The 14,359-nt window shown below is 69.3% G+C and carries 11 protein-coding genes and 1 pseudogene; 2 read left to right on the plus strand and 10 right to left on the minus strand.

Annotation, left to right across the window (positions count from 1 at the left end):
- Positions 1-7 precede the first annotated feature (7 nt).
- The 9 genes and pseudogenes from murD to A5782_RS14335 all read right to left on the minus strand — a co-directional run bounded on the left by murD (position 8) and on the right by A5782_RS14335 (position 11,618).
- A complete protein-coding gene (gene murD / locus A5782_RS14295) occupies positions 8-1,465 on the minus strand; it encodes a UDP-N-acetylmuramoyl-L-alanine--D-glutamate ligase (protein WP_067100948.1) in 1,458 nt (485 codons plus the stop codon).
- Positions 1,465-2,544: a phospho-N-acetylmuramoyl-pentapeptide-transferase gene (gene mraY, locus A5782_RS14300; protein WP_067100951.1), complete on the minus strand. Its 1,080-nt coding sequence runs from the start codon at positions 2,542-2,544 to the stop codon at positions 1,465-1,467. Before mraY ends, murD begins: the two co-directional genes overlap by 1 nt.
- Positions 2,541-4,097: a UDP-N-acetylmuramoyl-tripeptide--D-alanyl-D-alanine ligase gene (gene murF / locus A5782_RS14305; RefSeq protein WP_067100954.1), complete on the minus strand. Its 1,557-nt coding sequence runs from the start codon at positions 4,095-4,097 to the stop codon at positions 2,541-2,543. Before murF ends, mraY begins: the two co-directional genes overlap by 4 nt.
- A pseudogene (locus A5782_RS14310) lies at positions 4,094-5,703 on the minus strand (UDP-N-acetylmuramoyl-L-alanyl-D-glutamate--2,6-diaminopimelate ligase). Before A5782_RS14310 ends, murF begins: the two are co-directional and overlap by 4 nt.
- 93 nt (positions 5,704-5,796) lie before the next feature.
- Positions 5,797-7,680: a peptidoglycan D,D-transpeptidase FtsI family protein gene (locus tag A5782_RS14315; protein WP_369815625.1), complete on the minus strand. Its 1,884-nt coding sequence runs from the start codon at positions 7,678-7,680 to the stop codon at positions 5,797-5,799.
- Positions 7,681-7,862: 182 nt separating this feature from the next.
- Positions 7,863-9,146, minus strand: a complete 1,284-nt coding sequence (locus A5782_RS14320) for a hypothetical protein (RefSeq protein WP_067100963.1) — start codon at positions 9,144-9,146, stop codon at positions 7,863-7,865.
- Positions 9,143-10,408, minus strand: a complete 1,266-nt coding sequence (gene rsmH / locus A5782_RS14325; RefSeq protein WP_156623947.1) for a 16S rRNA (cytosine(1402)-N(4))-methyltransferase RsmH — start codon at positions 10,406-10,408, stop codon at positions 9,143-9,145. Before rsmH ends, A5782_RS14320 begins: the two co-directional genes overlap by 4 nt.
- On the minus strand, positions 10,383-10,814 hold the full coding sequence (gene mraZ / locus A5782_RS14330; RefSeq protein WP_067100969.1) for a division/cell wall cluster transcriptional repressor MraZ: 432 nt from the start codon (positions 10,812-10,814) through the stop codon (positions 10,383-10,385). Before mraZ ends, rsmH begins: the two co-directional genes overlap by 26 nt.
- Before the next feature lie 402 nt (positions 10,815-11,216).
- Complete coding sequence (locus tag A5782_RS14335) at positions 11,217-11,618, minus strand: DUF3040 domain-containing protein (protein ID WP_067100972.1); 402 nt, start codon at positions 11,616-11,618, stop codon at positions 11,217-11,219.
- Between the two features lie 330 nt (positions 11,619-11,948).
- On the opposite strand from A5782_RS14335, the gene A5782_RS14340 reads away from it, so the two are divergent.
- Positions 11,949-12,557 carry an N-acetyltransferase gene (locus A5782_RS14340; protein ID WP_067100975.1) on the plus strand — a complete coding sequence of 203 codons (609 nt, stop codon included), beginning with the start codon at positions 11,949-11,951 and terminating at the stop codon, positions 12,555-12,557.
- Positions 12,558-12,715: 158 nt separating this feature from the next.
- Complete coding sequence (locus A5782_RS14345; RefSeq protein ID WP_067101252.1) at positions 12,716-13,366, plus strand: DUF3153 domain-containing protein; 651 nt, start codon at positions 12,716-12,718, stop codon at positions 13,364-13,366.
- Here the strand turns inward: A5782_RS14345 and A5782_RS14350 are convergent, their stop codons facing one another.
- A complete protein-coding gene (locus A5782_RS14350) occupies positions 13,367-14,263 on the minus strand; it encodes a mycobacterial-type methylenetetrahydrofolate reductase (RefSeq protein WP_067100978.1) in 897 nt (298 codons plus the stop codon). It abuts the gene before it with no gap.
- Positions 14,264-14,359 lie beyond the last annotated feature (96 nt).

Raw genomic sequence — 14,359 nt, forward strand, 5'->3', positions numbered from 1 at the left:
GCCCGCCCTACCGGAGCGCCGCGCGCACGGCGGCCGCGAATGCGTCGCCACGGTCGGCGTAACCCGCGAATTGGTCGAACGATGCGCCCGCCGGTGCCAGCAGGACGGTGTCACCGGGCTTCGCTACGGTGCGAGCCGCGGCCACCACCGCGTTCATGACCGCCGTGCCCAGATTGCCGCCCGATTGTTTCACATCTGTCACATCTGCCCCAAACACCACAGCAGTCGCATCCATACCAGCATCCTCGCCTGTCACAACGTGCAGGACGGGGACATCGGGCGCGTGTCGCGATAACGCCTCTGCAACCTCGTGCCGATCCCGGCCGATGAGCACCGCCCCGACCAGCCGCGACGCCATCCTGGCGACCTCGGCGTCGACCGATGCGCCCTTGAGCAGACCGCCGGCGATCCAGACGACTCGGGGATAAGCGAGCACCGATGCCTCGGCGGCGTGGGGGTTGGTGGCCTTGGAGTCGTCGACGTAGGTGATTCCGTCGGCGACGGCCACGACTTCGGACCGGTGCCGGCCCACCTGGAACGAGGCGATCGCGGCAGCGATCGCCTCGGCCGGCACGTCGACACAGCGCGCCAGCGCCGCCGCGGCCAGGGCGTCGAGCACCCCGACCGGTCCCGGCACCGGGATGGAATCGACCGGCAGCAGCACCTGCTCGTCGGCGAAGGCACGGTCCACCAGGTGGCGCCCGCGCACGCCCAGCTCCCCCGGCGCCGGTTCGCCCAGTCGGAAGCCGACGCGCACCGGAGCCTGGGCGGTGTTCAGCAGCGCCGCCGCCCGGCTGTCGTCCAGGCCCACCACCGCCACCCGGCCATCGAGCACCCGCGCCTTCGCCGCGGCGTAGGCGGCCATGCTGCCGTGCCAGTCGAGGTGGTCTTCGGCGATGTTGAGCACCGCCCCGGCTTCGGGCCGCAACGAAGGCGCCCAATGCAATTGGAAGCTGGACAGCTCGACGGCCAGCAGCTCGGCGGGTTCGTCCAGGACGTCGAGCACCGGGTCGCCGATGTTGCCGCACAGCAGACTGCGCCGGCCGGCGGCGGTCAGCATGGCGTGCAGCATCGACGTGGTGGTCGTCTTGCCGTTGGTCCCGGTCACCACCAGCCAGCGCCGGGGCGGTCCGTAGCGGCCCGCGGCGTCGAGCCGCCAGGCCAGCTCCACGTCGCCCCAGATCGGTACCCCCGCGGCCGACGCGGCGACCGGCAACGGTGTGGTCGGCGAGAACCCGGGACTGACGACCACCAGGGCGTAGCTGGAGATCCGCTCGGCAGCCGTCGAGGTGGACGCCGTCGCCACTCCCGCCCCGGTGTAGCCGCGCAACGTGGCCGGGTCGTCGTCGCACAGCGTCGGCACCGCGCCGAATCGGGTCAGCGCCGCCAGCGCGGCCTTGCCCGTTACCCCGCCGCCGGCCACCAGCACCGGCGCGCCCGGCGCCAAGGGGTCAAGGCCGCTCATCAGGCACCGATCGCGCCCAGCCACTCACCGTAGAAAAGGGCGACGCCCAGGCCGCAGGCGATCGCGGTGAGCAGCCAGAAGCGGATGATGACCGTGGTCTCGGCCCAGCCGGCCAATTCGAAATGGTGGTGAAAGGGCGCCATCCGGAACACCCGGCGCCCGGTCGTTCGAAAAGTCAAGATCTGCAACACAACCGAGCTGACCTCGGCGACGAACAGCGAACCCAGCACGACGGCGAGGATCTCGGTGCGGCTGGTGACCGAGATGCCGGCGATGATGCCGCCCAGAGCCAGAGATCCGGTGTCGCCCATGAAGATTTTGGCGGGCGCGGCGTTCCACCAGAGAAAGCCGATGCAGGCGCCCGCGGTGGCCGCCGCGACCAGCGCCAGGTCCAGCGGATCGCGCACGTTGTAGCAGCCCAGCCCGGGCGCGGTGACGCAGGCGTTGCGGTACTGCCAGAAGGTGATCAACACGTAGGCGGCGGTGACCATCGCCATACTCCCGGCGGCCAGCCCGTCCAGGCCGTCGGTGAAGTTGACTGCGTTGGACCACGCGCTGACGACGACCACACAGAACAACACGAACAGTCCCGGCGCCAGGGTGACGGTGGCGATCTCGCGCACGTAGGACAGATCCGCGCTGGCCGGTGTCAGGCCGTTGTTGTTGTGGAACCGCAGCGCCAGCACGCCGAACAGCACCGCCGCGGCGACCTGGCCGATCGTCTTGGCCGTCTTGTTCAGGCCGAGGTTGCGCGACCTGCGGATCTTGATCAGGTCGTCGAGGAATCCGACGACGCCGAGCACGGTGGCCAGACCCAGCACCAGCAGACCCGACACGGTGATGCCCTCACCGTCGAAGGCCAGCCCGGCCAGGTGCGTGCCCAGGTAGCCCGCCCAGATGCCGGCCAGGATGGCCACACCGCCCATCGACGGCGTGCCGCGTTTGGCATGGTGGGTCGGCGGGCCGTCCTCGCGGGTGTGGTGGCCGAATCCCTGTCGGGTGAACAAGCGGATCAGCGCCGGGGTCAGCAGGATCGACACGGTCAGCGCGACGGCGACGGCGACGAGGATCTGTCTCATGGGCGCGTCCCACCGTCTTCGGCGGCCAGGGCGTCGGCCAACGCACCGAGACCGGCCGAGTTGGACGCCTTGACCAGCACGACGTCACCGGGTTGCACCTCGGCCCGCAGCAACGCCAGGGCGGCATCGCTGTCGGCGACGTTGACGGCCCCTTTGTCGGCTGCGCCCCAGGAACCCTCCATGACCGCTGCGTGGTGCATGGCGCTCATCGACCTCCCACTTCCCACGACAACGAGTCGAGACACATCTAAGCGCACGGCCAGCCGGCCGATGCGATCATGCTCGACTATGGCGTCCTCGCCGAGCTCGGCCATCTCGCCGAGCACCGCCCAGCTCCTGCGCTTTTCGGCGGGGTTGTGCCCGCCGCCCGCGTCCCCACGGGCGATCCAGGCCAGCGCCTGCAACCCGGCCCGCATCGAATCGGGGTTGGCGTTGTAGGCATCGTCGATCACGGTAACCCCGTCGGCGCGGGTGGTGACCTGCATCCGGTGCCGCGACACCGGACCCGCCCCGGCCAGTGCGACCGCCACCTGTTCGAGGTCGGCGCCGCATTCGGCCGCGACCGCGGCCGCGCACAGCGCGTTGCTGACCTGGTGATCGCCGTACACGCCGAGTTGCACCTGCACCTGCCTCACCCCGGAGGCCTCGCGCCGATGCAGCGTGAACCGCGGCCTGGCCAACTCGTCGAGCGACACCGGCCCGGCCCACACGTCGCTGGGGCCCGCGCTGGTGTGTTCTGCGCGGCTGACCCGAACCACCCGGGCCGCGGTCACCTCGGCCATGGCCGCCACCGCCGGGTCGTCGGCGTTGAGGATCACCACTCCGGAAGGTGGGACAGATTGCGGCAGTTCGGATTTCGTTTGGGCGATGGCTTCGCGTGAGCCGAACTCGCCCAGGTGCGCGGTGCCGACGTTGAGGACCACCCCGATGGACGGTGTGGCGATTTCGGCGAGCGCGGCGATATTGCCGGGATGGCGGGCCGACATCTCGAGAACCAGGTAGTCGCTGTCGGCCGTCGCGCGCAGCACCGTCCAGGGGTGTCCCAGCTCGTTGTTGAACGACCCGGGCGGGGCCACCACCTCACCGAGTGGCGCCAGCACGGCAGCCACCAGGTCTTTGGTCGAGGTCTTGCCCGACGATCCGGTGATGCCGACGATCCTCAGCCCACCGGCCACCAGTTCGGCGGCCACCGCCTTGGCCAGCTTGCCCAGCGCGGCCAGCACCGCCGCGCCGGACCCGTCGGCGTCGTGCTCGAGCACCCCGGCCAGCCCGCGGTCCGCCGCCGGCGGTTGCGGACGGACCACGATGGCCGGAACCCCGACCGGTCGCGCCGCCAGCACGGCGACCGCACCGGCCGCGATCGCGGCCTCGGCATAGTCGTGCCCGTCGGTCCGGGCACCCGGCAGCGCCAGGAACAGCCCGCCGGGACCGGCGGCGCGCGAGTCGAATTCGACCGTCCCCGTGACGTGTCGGTGCGCGGCATCCTGCGGCGAGATGTCGGACAGGGTGCCCCCGACGATGTCGGCGATCTGGGCGACGGTCAGGTCGATCATCGCTTCGCCTTTCGAGGCCCCATGGCCTCGCGCAACGCCTCGGCCAGCTCCACCCGGTCGTCGAACGGGCGGGTGTGCCCGCCTGCGCGCTGCCCGGTTTCGTGGCCCTTGCCCGCGATCAGCACCACGTCACCGGAGCGCGCCCAGGCGACCGCGTGCCTGATCGCCTCTCGCCGGTCGGCGATTTCGACAACCTCTGCCACGCAGCCACTTTCGGTCACACCGGCCAGGATTTCCCGACGAATCGCCGACGGGTCCTCGCCGCGCGGATTGTCGTCGGTGACGACGACCAGATCGGCCAGCTCTGCGGCCGTCGCGCCCATGGGCGCCCGCTTGCCCGGGTCCCGTTCCCCACCGGCGCCGAAGACCACCGCCAGCCGGCGACCCGGACGCGCCAGGGTGCTCAGCACCGCGCGCAGGGCGCCCGGCTTGTGGGCGTAGTCGACCAGCGCCAGAAAGTCCTGCCCGACGTCGATCTCTTCCATGCGGCCCGGCACGCGGGTCTGCCGCAGTCCCGGTGCCGCCCGCTCCGGCGACACCCCGACGGCGTCCAGGAGAGCCAGTGCCACAAGGCAATTGGCGACGTTATAGTGGCCGGGCAGCGGGACGCCGAGCTGGTGCCGCGCGCCGGCGGGGTCGACGACGGTGAACTGCTGTCCCCCGGCGCCCATCGTGGTCACGTCGATGGCGCGCCAGTGCGCGAGTTGCCCCTCGGCGCTGACGGTGACCGCGTCGCCGGCGCGAGCCGCCATGGCGCGCCCGGCCTCGTCGTCGACGCATACCACTACGCGGTGAGCCCGCAGCGGCGAGTTCGGGTCGAACAGCATTGCCTTGGTGTCGAAGTAGTCTTCCATCGTCGGGTGAAAGTCGAGGTGATCGCGGGACAGGTTGGTGAAACCGCCTACCGCGAAGCCGGTTCCGTCCACCCGGCCCAACGCCAGCGCGTGACTGGAGACCTCCATGACGACGGTGTCCACCCCTTGCTCGGCCATCGCCGCCAGCATCGCCTGCAGCGCGGGGGCCTCCGGAGTGGTCAGCGCGCTGGGGATGTCGGCGCCGTCGATGCGAATGCCGATGGTGCCGATCAGCCCGGCCGTGCGACCGGCGGCGCGCAGACCGGATTCGACCATATAAGTGGTGGTGGTCTTGCCGGAGGTGCCGGTGATGCCGATGACGGCCACCCGCCCGGACGGGTTCCCGTACACCGTGGCGGCCACGCCGCCGAGCACGCTGCGGGGGTCGGGGTGCACCAGCGTCGGCACGCCCGGGGCGCGCGCCGCGCTCATCTCGGCGACCCCGGCCGCATCGGTGAGCACGGCGACCGCACCACGTTCGATCGCCTCGGCGGCATAGCGGGCCCCGTGCGTCGTCAGACCGGCCAGCGCGGCGAACAGGTCACCGGGCAGCACGTCCTGGGCGCGCAGCGTCACCCCGGTGATGGTCACGTCCGGCACGGCGGTCCCCTCACCTGGACCGTCGGCCAGGATCGCCCCCACCTGCTCGGCGAGCGCGGACAACCGCACACCCGCGGCGGCGCTGGGGCGTAACCCCGTGGGCACCGGCACCACTGCAGTCACACCTCCCTCCGACGCCGCGTGATCCTCATGATCGGCCATGACACCCTACCTAGCCGCAACCGGCCATGAGGCGATCCGCGCGCCGACGGCGCCGCCGAGCGGCTGCCGGGGGGCTTGTCCGGCTAGGTGGCCTGCAACGTCAGCGGCGGCCCGGGATCCGGCGACAGCGGCACGTTCTCGCGCTGCATGAGCCAGCCGGCGATGTTGTGGAACAGCGGGGCCGCCGAGTGGCCCGGCGTCCCGTCGGCATTGCGCTCCGGGTTGTCCATCATGATGCCGATGACATACCGGGGGTTGTCGACGGTGGCCATTCCGGCGAACGTGATCCAGTAGACGTTGTCGAAGTAGCAGCCGCAGGCGGGGTTGATCTGCTGTGCGGTACCGGTCTTGCCGGCCATCTGGTAACCCGTCACCGCGGCGGCGGAACCGGTGCCCTGCTGGTAACCCATCGGGTCGCGCTGCACGACGGCACGCAGCATGTTGCGCACGGTCTGAGCCGTCTGCGGCGACACCACCCGCACACCTTCCGGACGCGGCTCTTCGGTGCGCGTGCCGTCCGGGGCGATGGTGGCCTTGATGATCCGCGGCGGTATCCGCAGCCCGTCGTTGGCGATCGCCTGGTACATGCCGGTCATCTGCAACAGCGTCATCGAAAGACCCTGGCCGATGGGCAAGTTCGAGAAGGTGCTGCCCGACCACTGGTCGATCGGCGGTACCAGCCCGGCGCTCTCACCGGGCAGGCCCACATTGGTGCGTTGCCCCAGCCCGAATTTGCGGACCATGTCGTAGAAGCGATCCGGGCCGACGCGCTGCGCGAGCATCAAAGTGCCGACGTTGGAAGACTTTCCGAACACGCCGGTGGTGGTGTAGGGCATCACGCCGTGATCCCACGCGTCGTGGATGGACACCCCGCCCATCTGGATCGTGCCCGGGACCTGCAACACCTCATCGGGATTGGTGAGGCCGTACTCGATGACGGACGACGCGGTGATCACCTTGTTGACCGAGCCGGGCTCGAACGGCGAGGAGACCGCCAGGTTGCCCAGCTGTTTGTCGCCCTGACGCCCGATGTCCTGGGAGGGGTCAAAGGTGTTGTCGTTGGCCATGGACAGCACTTCGCCGGTCTTCGCGTCGAGCACGACGGCCGAGACATTGTGCGCGCCAGATAAATTCTTGGCCTGCTGAACCTGCTGCTGCACGTAGAACTGGATGTCGTCGTCGAGGGTCAGCTGGACCATCGAGCCGTTGACCGCCCGATGCCGGTTGCGGTAACTGCCGGGGATGACCACACCGTCGGATCCGCGGTCATAGGTGACCGCACCGTCGGTGCCCGACAGCACCGAGTCCATGGCCTCTTCCAGCCCCAGCAGGCCATGACCGTCCCAGTCGATGCCCCCGACGATGTTTGCCGCCAGCGATCCGCCCGGATACTGACGCAGATCCTGGCGTTCGGAACCCACCTCGGGATACTTGTCCGAAATCGCGCTGGCGACAGCGGGATCCACGGCACGCGCCAGATAGACGAAGTTGTCGTCGGTTTGCAGCTTCTTCAAAACGGTCGCCGAATCCGGCTTGTTGCCCAGGCGGCTGGAGACCTCTTTGGCGATATCGCGCAACCGCTGCTGTGGATCGGGCGCGGTCGAGTTCTTGGCTTTGGCTTCCTCGAGTTGCTTGCGGATCCGTTTCGGCTGAAACGTCAGCGCCCGCGACTCGATGGTGAAGGCAAGCTGGTCTTTGCGGCGGTCGATGATGCTGCCGCGCACCGCTTTCTCCACATCGGTGACCTTGAGCTGGCTGGCGGCCTGGGCCCGCAGTGACGGGGCGTTGGTCACCTGCAAGACGAACAGCTGGGCGGCAGCCACCAGCATCAGCACCAGGATGACCACGTTACCGGCCCGATGCCGGAAGACGAATGACCCGCCGCGGCTGGTCAATTGCACGATCTGGCGGGTGCGGCGCTCCCGCGCCGAGTGCCCCGTCGCCTCGGTCCGCTGTGGGGCCCCCACGCTCTTGGCTTGCTTCGCTTTCCGGAATCGCTTCGGTTCGCGGACGTCTCGGCCGGCTTCGGCCTGTTGTGGTTTCAGGCGACGCTTGGGTTGCCGAGCGCCCTTACCCTCCGAGTCCTTACGGGGACCACGTGTCGGTCGTACCGACTGCGACCGGCGTGCCCGCGGGGTTTCACCGCGGCTCACCTGGGCGCACCTGGCGTCGCGACGGACGGGGGCCCGGGCAGGCCGTTAGCCGGGGCGACGGGGACCACCGGTTGCGCCGGCGCCGCCGGGCGACCCAACTGCAAGGGGACCGGAATCTCGGCGGGCAACGGTGCGGGCACCTGACCGGGAGCGGGAATCGGCAACCCGCCCAAGGGAATCGACACCTCGGCGGGTGCCGGAGCGGTCGCCGGTGCGGCCGGCATGGGTAATCCCGGCATCGGCAACGCCGGCACGCCGGGCACGCGTCCGGTGGCCGGGCCGGCGGGCATACCGGGCAGTGCGCCGGTCACCGGAGCAGCGGGCATGCCGGGCAATGCACCCGTCGCCGGTCCGCCTGGCATGCCGGGCAGCGTACCTGTGACCGGCACACCCGGCGCGGCAGGCGCGCCGGGCACCGGGGGCACCGCTGGCGGCAGGTGCTGACCGCCCACCGTCGACGCGCCGTCGGGAGCGCGCAGCAACGCTTCGGGCCCAGACCTGGCCGGGGCGGGGCCGCCGGGGGCCGGTTCGATCCGGACCGAGACCTCCGGAGGGGCGGCCGGCGGCTTGGGGGGCTGCGGCACCTCGTCGGGAAGCTTGTTGTTCAGCGGCGGTGGCGGGACACCGTCGGCCGGTTTCGGCGTGCCGACCACCACCCAGTTCCCGGACGGATCCTGGACCAGGTGCGCGGTGTCCCTGCTCGGGATCATGCCTTGCTTACGGGCCGCCTCCGCCAGCGCCGGCGCGGCCTCCGCCTCGCGCACGTCGCGCTCCAGCGCTTCCTTCTGCTGCTGCAGCAACCGGGTCCGCTCCCGGGCATGGCTCAATTTGTAGGAGCGCTCGGCGGAGTCGGTGGACAGCCACAGCGTGAGCCCGAGCCCGATGCCCAGCGCACCGATGATCAAGACGACGAACGGAACCTTGCTGGCCAACGTCCGCGGCCGCAGGTCGATCGCCGCCAGCCGGGCGGCCAACCGTTCAGTCAGCCGGGGACGAATAACCCTGGGTGCCTTGGCTTTCCGTGCCTTGGCCCGCGCCTTGGCCTGGCTGGTGCTCTTCGGCCGGGCCGGCCGCTCAACCGGCCGGGCGATGGGGCTGGTCTGCGGTCCGGACTTGGGCGCGCGGGCTTCGCGGGCGGGCGCCGAGGCCCGGCCGCTTCGGCTGCGCCGCGCCGATCCGGATTCGGCCGCACGACGACCGCTCCGCCGGGCAGAACCGTCGCGCCCGCCCCGACGGTCGCTGCCGCCGCGACGCTTCGACGTCTCGCGCTCTGCTCTCATGCGTCGCCTCTCCCGCTAGCCTGCTGTGATTCCATTCGTTGCAGCGCCCGCAATCGCACTGCGGCACTACGTGGATTGCGTTCGACCTCGGCGGCGTCGGCGCGGTCGGCGCCATGTGTCAGGGACTGAAATCGCGGCCCATGGCCGGGAAGCTCGACCGGCAGATCCACCGGTGTGCGGGACGCGACCGCCTGGGCGAAGAGTCGCTTGACGATTCGGTCCTCCAGCGATTGGTAGGCCATCACCACGATGCGACCGCCGACGTCCAGCGCGTCCAGCGCGGCCGGAAGCGCGCCGCGCAGCGTGTCCAGTTCGTCGTTGACCGCGATCCGCAGCGCCTGGAACGTGCGCTTGGCCGGATGTCCGCCGGTGCGCCGGGCCGCGGCCGGGATCGCTTCGTAGAGCAGGGCTACCAGGTCCGAGGTCGACGTGAAGGGCTCGCGGGCACGCCGGCGCACGATGTGTGCGGCGATGCGACGCGCGAACCGCTCCTCGCCGTAGCGGTGCAGGATCTTCGCCAGCTCCGCCTCGTCGTAGGTGTTGACGATGTCGGCCGCGGTGAGCGGCGACGAGGGGTCCATCCGCATGTCCAGCGGCGCGTCCCGGGCGTAGGCGAAGCCGCGCTCGGCGCGATCCAGCTGCATGGACGACACCCCGAGGTCGAACAGCACGCCGTCCACGGATTCGGTTGCGGCATAACCGGACTCGGTCAGTGCCGCGGTGATGTCGTCATAGCGCGTGTGCACCAACGTGACCCGCTCGGCGAAGCGCGCCAGCCGTGCCCGGGCGATGTCCAGCGCGCTGGGATCGCGGTCCAGCCCGATCAGCCGCAGACCCGGCAGGTCGGTCAGGAATCGTTGCGCGTGTCCTCCCGCGCCCAGGGTGGCATCGACCAGGGTTGCCCCGGACCCGTCAGGGTGGTGACGTGTCAGTGCCGGCGTGAGCAGTTCGACGCAGCGTTGCAGCAGGACAGGGACGTGCCCGTAATCATCGGAAGTCGAATTGTCAGCCACCGCAACGCCTCCACGGATCTGCCGGCACCCGTCAGCCACCCGGGCCCCCGAGAGACCGGGCCTCGCGCGGTTTCGGGTCTGTGCCGCCCGGACGGGCCTTACCAGGTGCTCGGAAAAATGGGCAGCCCCTGCATCGAGGCCTCTGACCGAAGGCGCGAACCTGGCGTTGGGGAAGTACGCCAGGGTCGGTTCGGGCAGAGGCCACGTTGCACGGGCATGCGCCTCAGATGATGTCGCCGAGTGCTTCATCGCTGGCCGCGGAGAAGTTCTCTTCGTGGGTCTGCTGGTAGTCCTGCCAGGCTTGCGCATCCCAGATTTCGAGGTAATCGACCGCGCCGATCACCACACAGTCCTTGGACAGGCTCGCGTAACGACGGTGGTCGGCCGACAACGTGATGCGCCCCTGCGCGTCGGGATGCTGCTCGTCGGTTCCGGCGGCGAGGTTGCGGAGGAAGGCCCTGGCATCGGGGTTGCTCCGCGAGGCCTTGCTCGCACGGCGGGCCAGCTGCTCAAATTCCGCCCGCGGGTAGACGGCGAGGCTGTGGTCCTGACTCTTGGTGACCATCAACCCCCCTGCCAGTGCGTCACGGAACTTGGCGGGCAACGTCAGCCGCCCCTTGTCGTCGAGTTTGGGCGTGTAGGTGCCGAGAAACACCAGCTCACCTCCCGTTCGAGGTCACCCAAACACTGCAGTCACCATACCCCACAATCCCCCACTTCGCCCCATTGTTTGGGTGTCGCTGTGGCGTTTTTGAGGTTATCCGTCGTCAGGAGGTCGTCAATGCCGCAATCGGGGTGTGTCGGGGCCGTGGCCGAGTGTGTTCCGCATCGCCGACCGTAGGGCGCCAACCAGGCAGAATGCGGATCGTGGGGCGTAGTGGGGGACTTTAGTGGGGCGCGGTGGGGCTCGGAGGCTGCGACGCGCCTCGGTTAGGCCTCGATTGAGCCGCAAAACGGCATCGCCGGTTGCGCAGGTGTCTGCCCAACGGCCGCCGGCAGCCGGTCCGACAAAAACAAATCGGGGCAGCCAGCGGCTACCCCGAGTGTGTGGATGCGCTCAGTCGTCGAAGCGGCGGCGGAACCGATCCTCCATGCGACTGGTGAACGAACCCCCGCCCTTGTTGCGGCGCTGACGCAGGTTGGTGGGAGCCGGGCCGGGATGATCGGGCCTGCCGGACAACCGGGGACCGGTGATCGCGAATATCACTCCGCCGAACATGACGATGAAGCCGAAGACGCTGAGAATCGGGAAGTTTCCGATCATCGTTGCCTTGAACGCCACCCCGGAAACCAGCATCGCCAAACCGATGACGAACAGCGCCACGCCCTGTAGCCGCCGTCGGGCGGGAGGTGCGCGAAACCCTCCGCCACGGACGCTTGACGCGAATTTGGGGTCCTCGGCGTAGAGAGCGCTCTCGATCTGATCGAGCATCCGCTGCTCATGATCGGAGAGTGGCATTCGTCCCTCCTTGCCGGCAGTTAGGCACGTGACTATCGATAGCACGCGGATGCCCGTTGCGCGGGCAACTAATTGAATGATACGAGGTCAATCTGCCCCATACCACTGCTTCGGCGCCGATTCTATCCCGGCCGCCTCCCGACACCCCGGCAGACCGGAACGGCCGTGCGCTACAACCGGCTTCCCGAAGCGAGGCGGTTCGTGGGGTCCGGTGCCACGACCGCTCGCCGGGCCTTCGCAGACGGGTCCGATAATGGGCGATAGCGGCCGACCGCATGATGCCGAGGCGCCGCATGAGTCTGGATCACGGGATGAGGAGGAGGTCGCGAGTTGGCGATATTCCTCATCGATCTGTTTCCCAACGACATGGAACGTCGCCTCGGTGACGCCCTGGCGGTATACGTCGATGCCATGCGCTACCCGCGGGGCACCGAGAATCAGCGCGCCGCGATGTGGCTGGAACACATCCGGCGACGTGGCTGGCAGGGGGCCGGCGTCGTCGAAACTCCGGAAGCCGAAGACGCAGGCGCACAAACACCCTCGGCGGAAGAGCTGGCCAGCGCCCCATTGCTCGGTGTGGCCTACGGCTACCCCGGTGCGCCCGGGCAATGGTGGCAGCAGCAGGTCGTGCTCGGCATGCAGCGCGGCGGCTCGCCGCCCCAGGAGATCTCGCGGCTGATGAACGACTATTTCGAGTTGACCGAACTGCACATCCATCCCCGCGCCCAGGGCCGCGGTCTCGGCGAGGCACTGGCCCGACGACTGCTCGCCCGTCGCGCCGAGCAGAATGTGCTGCTCTCCACGCCGGAAACCAATGGTGAGCCCAACCGCGCCTGGCGGCTGTACCGGCGGCTGGGTTTCACCGACGTCATCCGCGGTTACCACTTCGCCGGCGACCCGCGCGCGTTCGCGATCCTGGGCCGCAAGTTACCTCTGTAGCACCCGAACCGGCCCAGAACTCGGCGCACTTCGGAAGACTCCATCAAGTGGCACATCGGATCTGGCACGATGACCTGGTGCGAGCCAGCTCTCCCCCGCCCCGCAGCCGTGGATCCCGAGCGTTTCGAGCTCGGCGGCGCCGCCTGGTGGCCGTCGCGATGTTGCTGCTGCTGGTGCCGCTGGCCACCGGATGCCTGCGGGTCAGGGCCTCACTCACCATCTCCCCCGATGACCTCGTGTCCGGCGAGATCGTCGCCGCCGCCAAACCCAAGACCCCCAAAGACACCGGTCCGCAGCTGGACAGCAATAACCTGCCGTTCAGCCAGAAGGTCGCGGTGTCGAACTACGACAGCGACGGCTATGTCGGCTCGCAGGCGGTATTCTCCGACTTGACGTTCGCGGAGTTGCCGCAGCTGGCCAACATGAACTCCGATGCCTCCGGGGTCAACCTGACGCTGCGCCGCAACGGCAACCTGGTGATCCTGGAAGGCCGGGCGGATCTGACCTCGCTGACCGATTCCGAGGCCGACGTCGAGCTGACGATCGCCTTCCCCGGCGTGGTGACCTCAACCAACGGCGACCGGGTCGAACCCGACGCGGTGTCGTGGAAGCTCAAACCCGGCGTGGTGTCCACCATGACCGCCCAGGCCCGCTACACCGACCCCAACACCCGCTCCTTCACCGGAGCGGTGGTGTGGCTGTGCATCGCGTCGTTCGCGGCCGCCGGGGTGGTGGGGCTGCTGGCGTGGGTCAGCCGGGACCGGTCACCGCGGTTGACCGCGCCGCGCGACCAACCGCCGCCCAGCTAGCTAATCCTGCTGGGACGGTGACCAGTAGGCGAGCATCTCCGCGAACGTCTGGAAGGCCGGCCCGGAATTCCCATAGGTCGCCTCGAGATGGATGCTCAGCGGGAAGCCGAGCTCGGCGACCCCGTCGACGACTCGCTTGTACAGATCAACCATCAGCTGGCGCTTCTGAGCCGGTTCGCTCGCGGCGAGCTTCCTGACGAACTCCTGCTCGTCGGCCACCGCGGCATTGCCGGGATCCTGGATCAGCCAGTTGATCAGTCCGACCCGGCTCTCCATCTTCGGGACGAAACCGAACGACAACAGGATCTCCGGCCGGTGGTCGGTCTGCTTGGCGAACTCGCTCAGGAAACCCACGATCGCGTCGGAGTACAACAGCTGCGTCATGCCGTAGGTGGCGCCCTGGTCGCATTTGAAGTTGAACCGGCCCTGCTCGCCGTCCCGGGTGGGTATCAGGATGACGCCGCGGTTGGTCAGCAGCCCGCGGTAGATCGACAGGGCATCGGTGGGGGCGACGCCGGAGCCCTCGCCGTCGTTCATGGTGCGCGGCACGCCGACGAAGACCACGCCCTCCATGCCGGCCGAGGTCAGCGCGGTCAGTCGCGCGCGCAGCGACGGCTCGTCCATGAACGCGGTGACCTGAGTGCACAGGCCCTTGATGCCGGGCAGTTCCGGCCTGACCATCGACCAGAAGTCGAGGACGTCCAACTTGGGCTTCATCTGAATGGGACGGTCGTCGTCCTCGGCGATGATCCCCGGAATCATCACGTGCCGGATCCGGCCGTCCAGTCCCGACTCGGCCGAATTCCGCACCACTTTGCGCGCCTCTTCCAGTGCCCGCTCCCGACCTTCGTCGGCGTTCGGCGGCACCAGCTCGAGCGCAATGGTGTTGAGGGTCACGCGGCTTCTCTCCATCTGACGACTATCGGCCCGGGGCGTCTTGGGGCCGCGCGGTATTCGCGCGGGCCCAGCGCACCCGCCAGCATAGGGGCGGGT

Source organism: Mycobacterium sp. 852002-40037_SCH5390672, assembly GCF_001665875.1.
Lineage (GTDB): Bacteria > Actinomycetota > Actinomycetes > Mycobacteriales > Mycobacteriaceae > Mycobacterium.